The sequence below is a fragment of the Marinobacter sp. genome, assembly GCF_052091845.1.
In the GTDB taxonomy this organism is placed as follows: Bacteria; Pseudomonadota; Gammaproteobacteria; order Pseudomonadales; family Oleiphilaceae; genus Marinobacter.
In genome coordinates this window covers 1-8448 of record NZ_JBQDCO010000074.1, presented here as the reverse complement: position 1 = coordinate 8448, position 8448 = coordinate 1, and the positions used below count along the sequence as shown (strand labels likewise).

The following is an 8448-nucleotide window of genomic DNA, read 5'->3' as shown; positions in this document are numbered from 1 at the left end:
ACCCACTGGTGGGTGTCGATGTATTTGAGATCAGAGGGGATGTCGCTCATAAGGGTAATTCCTGACAAATTTTTGCGCAGTGTAACTGAAGACTTTAGCGCCAGCTAACCTCTCGTGCCAACTTCATGAAAGAATCCAGGTATTGCACCCCTACATCCCGCTCCCTGCAACCCAAAAAGATCTGTTTGGAGACGCCTTCTTTCCCTAATTGCACCGGAACCACGCCTAGCCGGTCGCTGTATTCGTGCACCAGCCAGCGCGGTAGCGCCGCTACTCCGCGGCCTGCTGCGACCATTTGCAACATGATATCTGTGGTTTCGATGGTTTTGTGGCGGGCGGGGCGCATGTTTGCGGGCACAAGCAGGTAATTGAATATGTCCAGGCGCTCTATGGCGACTGGATAGGTGATCAGGGTTTCCGGCTCCAGATCCGCCGCCTCTGCCCAGGGCTTTGCTGCCAGGCGGTGGTTCGCCGACACCACTAGCACCTGCTCGTAATCAAACACAGGTTCAAATACCAGGCCTGGTCGGTGTAACGGGTCTGGAGTTACCAGTATGTCGATGTCGTGGCCAAACAGCGCACCAATGCCGCCAAACTGGAATTTTTGTTTTACATCCACATCCACTGACGGCCATTGCTCAAGATACGGCCCCACGACTTTCAGCAGCCATTGATAACAGGGGTGGCATTCCATTCCGATACGTAGCGTACCCGCCTGCCCTCTCGCAAACTGGCCGACTTGCATTTCTGCATGCTCAAACTGTGGCAGTAGCCGGTTGGCTAACGCCAATAGGTGCTCCCCCGCCTGAGTCAGCCTCAATTGTCGCCCTTCCCGCAGCCAGAGCGGGGTTCCAAGCTGTTGTTCCAACTTGCGAACGGAGTGGCTGAGCGCGGATTGAGTTAGGTGGAGGCGGCTGGCAGCGGCCGTTAGCGAGCCTTCCGCTTCCACAGCTCGGAGCACTTCCAGGTGATTACGCTCAATCATTTAACTATCCATGAGTAAAATTAATGGAACCCTGAAAGAATACCATTATATTTCATTAACTCCGAACGCTAATCTGGCCACTCCTAACAAAGACACGTTAAACATAAAATCAGGAGTTTCGGATGACGACCACCCACAACCTTGGCTACCCGCGCATTGGCGCTCGCCGGGAACTGAAATTTGCACTGGAAGCGCTTTGGAATGGCAAATCCAGCGAGAAAGAATTGCAGGCTACCGCCGCCGGGCTGCGTGAGCAAAACTGGGCACACCAGGCAGAGCTTTCTTTGGCACCTGTTGGTGAGTTCTCGCTATACGATCAAGTGCTGGACATGAGTGCCACGCTAGGCAACTTGCCTGAGCGGGCCAGTAATCATGACGGCTCTGCACTGGATGAGTATTTTCGTGTGGCCCGTGGCCGCTCCCCCAGTGACACAGCCTGCTGCAGCGTTCACGCCGGTGAAATGACCAAGTGGTTCGACACTAACTATCACTACATAGTGCCGGAATTCAGCGCCGATACCAGCTTCAGCCTGAATGCCGACCGCATTCTGGAGCAATTGGCAGAAGCCCGGGCCCAAGGCATCACCGCCAAACCAGTGATCATCGGCCCGGTAACCTATCTATGGTTGGGCAAGGCCAAAGACGAATCTGATCGCTTGGCCCTGCTTGATAAGCTCTTGCCGGTATACAGCGAATTGCTGGAAAAACTGGCCGCAGAGGGCGCGGAATGGGTGCAAATTGACGAGCCGGCGCTGGTTACAGAGCTGGATGCGGATTGGAAGCATGCGTTTGTGCTCGCTTACCACGAGCTGAAAACAGCACCGGTGAAGCTGCTTTTGACGACCTATTTCGGGGAGCTGCGGGAAAACCTGCAGCTTGTTTGTGAACTGCCGGTGGCTGGTGTTCACCTTGACGCTATCAGTGCCGAAAAGGAGGTTACGCAACTGGCCGACTGGCTGCCGCCTCACAAGGTGCTGTCTCTTGGTGTGATCAACGGGCGCAATATCTGGAAAACCGACCTGAACACCACTCTGGATTCGCTAGAGCCACTAAAAGAAAAGCTGGGCGAACGCCTTTGGCTGGCGCCGTCTTGCTCTCTTTTGCATGTACCGGTTGACCTGGAAAGTGAAACCACGCTGGATGCTGAAGTGGGCAACTGGCTGGCCTTTGCCCGCCAGAAACTGCAGGAATTGAGCATTCTTGCGAAAGCGCTTGATGAAGGCCGCGACGCAGTTTCTGAAGGTCTGAACACCAACCAGAAAGCGATTGAGAGCCGCCGGGATTCTTCGCGGGTTCACAACTCAGCGGTTGCCAAGGCTTTATCTGCCATTACGCCTGAACATGGCGAGCGCAAGAGCCCATTCAGCACCCGGACCAAGCTGCAGCAGGACCGGTTCCAACTGCCAGCTTACCCCACAACCACCATTGGCTCCTTCCCGCAAACGCCGGAAATCCGCCAGGTACGTAAAGAATACCGCTTGGGCAACCTGAACCAGCAGGACTATACCGCGCGAATTCAGGAGGAAATTGGCTATTGCGTAGAACAGCAAGAAGCCCTTGGCTTGGATGTGCTGGTACACGGCGAAGCCGAGCGTAACGACATGGTTGAGTATTTTGGCGAGCAGCTGGAAGGTTATATATTCAGCCGCTTTGGCTGGGTGCAATCCTACGGCTCACGGTGCGTGAAGCCGCCCATTCTGTTCGGCGATATCACCCGCCCGAACGCCATGACTGTAGACTGGATAAAATACGCGCAGTCGCTGACGGATAAGCCCTTAAAAGGCATGCTGACTGGCCCTGTTACCATTTTGAACTGGTCGTTCGTGCGTGATGACCAGCCGCGTAAGGATACCTGCCTGCAACTGGCACTGGCCGTACGTGAAGAAGTGCAGGATTTGGAAAAAGCCGGCGCGGGCATCATTCAGATTGACGAAGCGGCGCTGCGCGAGGGCCTGCCACTGCGCCAGTCAGACTGGAACACGTACCTGGAGTGGGCAATCGAGGCCTTCCGTATCAGCGCCAACGGCGTAGCGGATGACACCCAGATTCACACCCACATGTGTTATTCGGAGTTCAACGACATTATTGGAGCCATTGCCCGTATGGATGCGGACGTGATTACCATTGAAACATCCCGCTCGGCCATGGAGTTGCTGGATGCGTTCAAGGGCTTTGAGTATCCCAACGATATCGGTCCTGGGGTGTATGACATCCACTCACCGAACATTCCGCAAACCGCCCAGGTTACGGACTTGATGGAAAAGGCAGCAGAGCGGATACCGGCGGAGCGCTTGTGGGTGAACCCCGATTGTGGCCTGAAAACCCGACGCTGGGAGGAGGTGACCCCAGCACTGGAAGCCATGGTTTCTGCCGCTAAAGAGCTACGGGCAAGGCACTCGAGAGGTGAAAGCTCTGACCGGGAGCTTGCAGAAGCGGCTCAATAACCAGCACTGTTCTGATCGAGTTCAAACTGAAAATCCAGGGCCCGGCACACTTCCGTGGTAAAGTTGCCGGAGGCCTGGAGCTCAAACCAGCGATACCCTGGTGCCCGGTCTTCCACTGAAAACTGGCTCGCCCCGGAGGTAAACTGAATACAGGTAGACGGCGTTGCCAGCAGTTGAACGCCCTTCCTGTGTTGCTCAAAATTTTGGTGAATATGGCCCCACAACACCACTTTCACTTGCGGGAAACGATCAATCACCTGCCAGAAATCGTCCCGGTTCCAGAGGCCTATGTCTCTCATCCAGTCTGCACTGATATCAACCGGGTGGTGGTGCAAAGTGACCAGCGCCGGCAAATCCGGATTTTGCTCTAGCACCTCTTTCAGAAACGCGAGTTCCGATTCTGCCAACTCCCCATGAACCTTTCCGGGCACCGAGGAATCCAGAAGAATAAACTGCCAGCCCCCCAGTACAATATGCCGGCGGGCAGCACCATAGCTTTCAGCGACGGTGGCCAGGCTGGCAGCGTGATCGTGATTGCCGGCCATCCATGCGGAGTCGCCCCTAAACACTTTAAGACGGTTGCCCAGCACGCGGTAAGCTTCCTCCGAGCCATCCTGTGCGAGATCGCCCGTCGCCAGAATCAGGTCCGGTTGCCCATGGGATTTAAGCACCTCGGCAATGACGGCATCCAGGCTGTCACGGGTATTTACGCCGAGCAACGCACCATCTGCGCTGGCCATCAGGTGCGGATCCGTCAACTGCAGTACCCGAAGTGGCCGGGCGGTGTGCTTTGAAGTCATGATGCTCTTGGTGTGCTCGCTGCCGTCGTTTGAGGGACTTTAGTGTACGTCCTCAGCTTATGGATTGATCACCCACCACTGGAACCGGTGTCACATTCTGACGAGGCTCTGGGCAACTTATTGCATTATTTAACACCACATCACGCTATTAATGGCACACGACCTAATGCTAACACGGCAAATTTGCTCTCACTCGGTGCTTTCTCCGGCAGTCCAGGCAGCGTGTTCAAGGGGCAGGTGACCAAATCGCAGGCAATACTCCAACCAGTCTGCAAGGAAGCCATTCACCTGCACTTTTTCATCCGGGTGGTGCATAAAACGGTTGGGGTAATCATTAACAGGTGCAATTTGCGTATCGCGGTAGCAGCTGATGACTTCGGCCATACTGGCATCGTGGTACACCCGCACGGTCATCCGCGGGTTGTTGAGCCAACGGCCACTGTTGTGGATCTGTTCGAGCAGCAGGGTTTCAGTAAACCGGGCGGTCTGCAGTATCTGAATCCGAACCCGGCCCAGGTATTCGTTTTCCCGGTGCAGCTCAATATCACTCACGGGGCGCCCATCGATTCTTAACTGGCGCAGCCTGAAAAGGCGCTGATAATTGCCATCACACAGGGCGCCAAACTGTCGCAGATCCGGCACATAGCGCTTGGGTTTCATGGCCCACTCATTCACGGTTACCATCCCGCCCGTAATCCGGGCCGGTTCAGCTGTAACCACTGGATGGCGATGATCGCGGCTGCGTTATTAATGCGGCCGTCGCCAATCATGGCTATGGCTTCCTGCACTGAAACCACGTGAGCGCGTATGTCTTCGCTTTCCTCTTCCAGGCCAAACAGGCCGCCAGCGGATTCGGTGCTTACTTTGCCGCAATACAGGTACACCATTTCGGTGGTGCCGCCGGGAGAAACCAGATAATCGCAAATTTTTTCCAGTTTGCTGAAACTGAGCCCGGCTTCTTCTTCGGCTTCTCTTTGGGCAACGTCTTCACTGTGCTCTCCCTCTTCGTTCATTCCGGCGACCAGTTCAAGCAGCCAGGGGGATTGTTCACGGCCCAGGGCGCCGAGGCGAAATTGTTCGAGTAGTACCACTTCGTCTCGCTCGGGATCGTAGGGCAGTACGCAGGTCGCATCGCCACGGACAAAGAGCTCGCGGGTAAACCGGGGCATGTTCCGGCCATCGAAGCGTGGGTGTGTCAGCCAGAGTTTGTCCATGCGGAAGAACCCCTGGAAGACGGTTTCGCGCTTTTCTATGTTGACGTCGCTGGCTTTAAACTGGAACGGCTCGGTCATGGTTTACCCTGTAGTGAAATCGACCTTGAACGATAGACTCAGGCTGTGGGTTATTGCAAGCCTTCTTGGTGCTTGCTTGGGTGCAAGGCAGGAATCGAGAGGGCTTACCAAAACACGCTCCTTGCGGCACATCCATGTGGCGCTTGGGTTCCGCCATCCATGGCTTCACACAGTTTTGGTAAGCCCTCTCGATCCCTGCCCCAGACTTATGAGCTATGCGCTGGCGAGCGCGAGTTTCTATTGCACCGCGCCGCCAGCTTATTGAAGAATTAAACTTTGTCGTAAAGCTTGCTGCCAGAGTCGATAAACTCTCGGGATTTCTCCTTCATGCCTGCATCCACGGCCGATATTTCATCAATACCGTGTTCCGCTGCGTATTCCCGAACTTCCTGGGAGATTTTCATGGAGCAGAACTTCGGGCCGCACATGGAGCAGAAGTGGGCCACTTTGGCAGACTCTTTAGGCAGGGTTTCGTCGTGGTATGCACGTGCCGTGTCCGGGTCCAGGCCCAGGTTGAACTGGTCCTCCCAACGGAATTCGAACCGGGCCTTGGAGAGGGCGTTGTCGCGTATCTGCGCGCCTGGGTGGCCTTTGGCCAGGTCGGCGGCGTGGGCGGCAATTTTGTAGGTGATGATGCCGGTTTTTACGTCGTCTTTATTGGGCAGACCCAGGTGTTCTTTAGGGGTTACATAACAGAGCATGGCACAGCCGTACCAGCCGATCATGGCAGCGCCAATGCCGGAGGTTATATGGTCGTAGCCCGGGGCTATGTCGGTAACCAATGGGCCGAGGGTGTAGAACGGGGCTTCGCCGCAACATTCCAGCTGTTTGTCCATGTTCTCTTTAATCAGGTGCATGGGTACGTGGCCAGGGCCTTCTATCATGCACTGTACGTCGTGCTTCCAGGCTATTTTGGTGAGCTCGCCCAGAGTTTCCAGTTCGCCAAACTGAGCGGCGTCGTTGGCATCAGCTATGGAGCCGGGGCGCAGGCCATCGCCCAGGCTGAAGGAGACATCGTAGGCTTTCATGATTTCGCAGATGTCTTCAAAGTGCTCGTACAGGAAGCTTTCCCGATGGTGGGCCAGACACCATTTCGCCATGATGGAGCCGCCACGGGAGACAATGCCGGTGGTGCGTTTGGCGGTCATGGGTACGTGGTGCAAGCGCACGCCTGCGTGAATGGTGAAGTAGTCCACGCCCTGCTCTGCTTGTTCGATTAGCGTGTCTCGAAAAATATCCCAGCTCAGGTCTTCGGCAACGCCGCCTACTTTCTCCAGCGCCTGGTAGATAGGCACTGTGCCGATGGGGACCGGTGAATTGCGGATGAGCCATTCGCGGGTTTCGTGAATGTTCTTGCCGGTGGACAAATCCATGATGGTGTCTGAGCCCCAGCGAATGCCCCAGGTGAGCTTTTCTACTTCCTCCTCAATGGATGAGGTAACGGCAGAGTTGCCGATGTTGCCGTTTATTTTCACCAGAAAGTTACGGCCAATGATCATCGGTTCGGATTCCGGGTGGTTAATATTGGCCGGGATGATCGCCCTGCCCCGGGCCACTTCGTCGCGCACAAACTCCGGGGTGATTTCTGCAGGCAAGCTAGCGCCGAAAGACTGGCCTGGATGTTGCTCCTTCATGAGCCCTTTGTCTCGGGCCTCCTGCAACTTCATATTTTCGCGTATGGCGATGTATTCCATCTCGGGCGTGATAATGCCTTGGCGAGCGTAGTGCATCTGAGTCACGTTTTTATCCGCCAGCGCACGCAAAGGCTTGCGCTCATCCATAAATCTGAGTGGATCAAGCTGTGGATCTTTCATGCGGCGGCGGGTGAACTCTGATGTATAGCCAGGCAAAGTGGCGGTGTCTTTGCGCTCAGATATCCAGGCGGCACGAATAGCGGGGAGCCCTTTGCGTAGATCAATAGTGGCATCTGGGTCCATATAAATGCCAGAGGTGTCGTAAACGGCCACGGGTGGGTTCTTCTCACCGCCTAACTCGGTCGGTGTATCCTGCACGGTAATTTCCCGCATAGGCACACGTAGGTCTGAACGGCTACCCTGTACGTATATCTTGCGCGAACCTGGCAATGGTTTTATAGCAGCGGAATCTACGCGGGCGGAATCACTGAGATAGGTTGGTAAATCTGTCATCATTTGCTCCCGGAATTTATATTTGGTATTCGGGTCGCGCATGACGGAGAGAGCAGCTATACCCTGGACATAAAGGCAGCATTGGCTCTTCGATGGTCTGGTCTCAATCCCTACGCCGGTATTATCCGGATCAGGTCGCGGGTTCTGCGTTGCAATCTCAGCCGGCTGTCAAAAATTTAGGCAGCCAGCACCCCGTCAAGACGCGAGTCTATAATGCATAGCACTTAAAGTTAGTGCTATTTGCAAGTGTAGAGCTGGGGACGATAATTGTCCATAATGGCCGGTCTGTTAGGCCGGCTTTGAAGTATTCATGCCATCACGGATGTCGCTCCCGTTTTGTTTTGGGGTCATCTGCGGCAATCCGGCATTCCTTTCAAGCGCCCCGGGTGGGGCGCAGATGCGCACATGTATTCAGGAGTTAGAATGAAGAAACGACTGCTTTCCGGACTTGTTGGCCTCTTGGCGGCCCAACCCGCCCTTTCCCTGGACTTGGTAGAGACCTATGAGAAAGCACTCTCTTACGACTCCGGTATTGCCGCAGCCCAGGCAAGATTTCAAGCCCAGCAGGCCGCCAGCGATGTTAGCCAGAGTGCCTTGCTGCCTCAAATTGGTGCTTATGGCGATGCCCAACATATTGATGTTGATGGGCCTAATCAGGACAACAGCTATCGGGAATTAAACTACGGAGTGCAACTGACACAGCCACTGTTCCGTGCAGATGCCTGGTTTCAGTATGACGCCAGCCAATTCCAAACCGACTCTGCCCGCGCCCAATACAAT

The 8448-nt window shown here is 55.1% G+C and carries 7 protein-coding genes and 1 riboswitch; of the genes, 2 read left to right on the top strand and 5 right to left on the bottom strand.

Annotation, left to right across the window (positions count from 1 at the left end; genetic code table 11):
• Positions 1 to 94: 94 nt before the first annotated feature.
• Positions 95 to 985, bottom strand: coding sequence for a LysR family transcriptional regulator (locus tag ACTHYN_RS15655; protein ID WP_441813336.1), 891 nt, complete (start codon positions 983 to 985; stop codon positions 95 to 97).
• Positions 986 to 1107: 122 nt separating this feature from the next.
• Here ACTHYN_RS15655 and metE point away from each other — a divergent pair, with 122 nt between their 5' ends.
• Entirely contained in the window at positions 1108 to 3429 is a 2322-nt protein-coding gene (gene metE, locus ACTHYN_RS15650; RefSeq protein WP_441813335.1) for a 5-methyltetrahydropteroyltriglutamate--homocysteine S-methyltransferase, read from the top strand.
• Here the strand turns inward: metE and cpdA are convergent.
• The 4 genes from cpdA to thiC form a co-directional block, all read right to left on the bottom strand.
• Positions 3423 to 4229: a 3',5'-cyclic-AMP phosphodiesterase gene (gene cpdA / locus ACTHYN_RS15645; protein ID WP_441813334.1), complete on the bottom strand. Its 807-nt coding sequence runs from the start codon at positions 4227 to 4229 to the stop codon at positions 3423 to 3425. The genes metE and cpdA overlap by 7 nt on opposite strands.
• Positions 4230 to 4418: 189 nt before the next feature.
• Positions 4419 to 4904 carry a DUF1249 domain-containing protein gene (locus ACTHYN_RS15640; RefSeq protein WP_441813338.1) on the bottom strand — a complete coding sequence of 162 codons (486 nt, stop codon included), beginning with the start codon at positions 4902 to 4904 and terminating at the stop codon, positions 4419 to 4421.
• Between the two features lie 2 nt (positions 4905 to 4906).
• Entirely contained in the window at positions 4907 to 5521 is a 615-nt protein-coding gene (locus ACTHYN_RS15635) for an NUDIX domain-containing protein (RefSeq protein ID WP_441813333.1), read from the bottom strand.
• A gap of 269 nt (positions 5522 to 5790) precedes the next feature.
• Positions 5791 to 7668: a phosphomethylpyrimidine synthase ThiC gene (gene thiC / locus ACTHYN_RS15630; RefSeq protein WP_441813332.1), complete on the bottom strand. Its 1878-nt coding sequence runs from the start codon at positions 7666 to 7668 to the stop codon at positions 5791 to 5793.
• 90 nt (positions 7669 to 7758) lie between these two features.
• A riboswitch (TPP riboswitch) is annotated at positions 7759 to 7873 on the bottom strand.
• A 218-nt stretch (positions 7874 to 8091) separates the two neighbouring features.
• Between thiC and ACTHYN_RS15625 the strand changes: the two genes are divergently transcribed.
• Positions 8092 to 8448 (top strand): TolC family protein (locus ACTHYN_RS15625; protein WP_441813331.1); only part of this gene is annotated, 357 nt, incomplete at its 3' end.

Coding starts and splice junctions, on each gene's coding strand:
- metE (WP_441813335.1), top strand. CDS start 1,108: ATGACGACCACCCACAACCTTGGCTACCCGCGCATTGGCGCTCGCCGG.
- ACTHYN_RS15635 (WP_441813333.1), bottom strand. CDS start 5,521: ATGACCGAGCCGTTCCAGTTTAAAGCCAGCGACGTCAACATAGAAAAG.
- cpdA (WP_441813334.1), bottom strand. CDS start 4,229: ATGACTTCAAAGCACACCGCCCGGCCACTTCGGGTACTGCAGTTGACG.
- ACTHYN_RS15655 (WP_441813336.1), bottom strand. CDS start 985: ATGATTGAGCGTAATCACCTGGAAGTGCTCCGAGCTGTGGAAGCGGAA.
- thiC (WP_441813332.1), bottom strand. CDS start 7,668: ATGACAGATTTACCAACCTATCTCAGTGATTCCGCCCGCGTAGATTCC.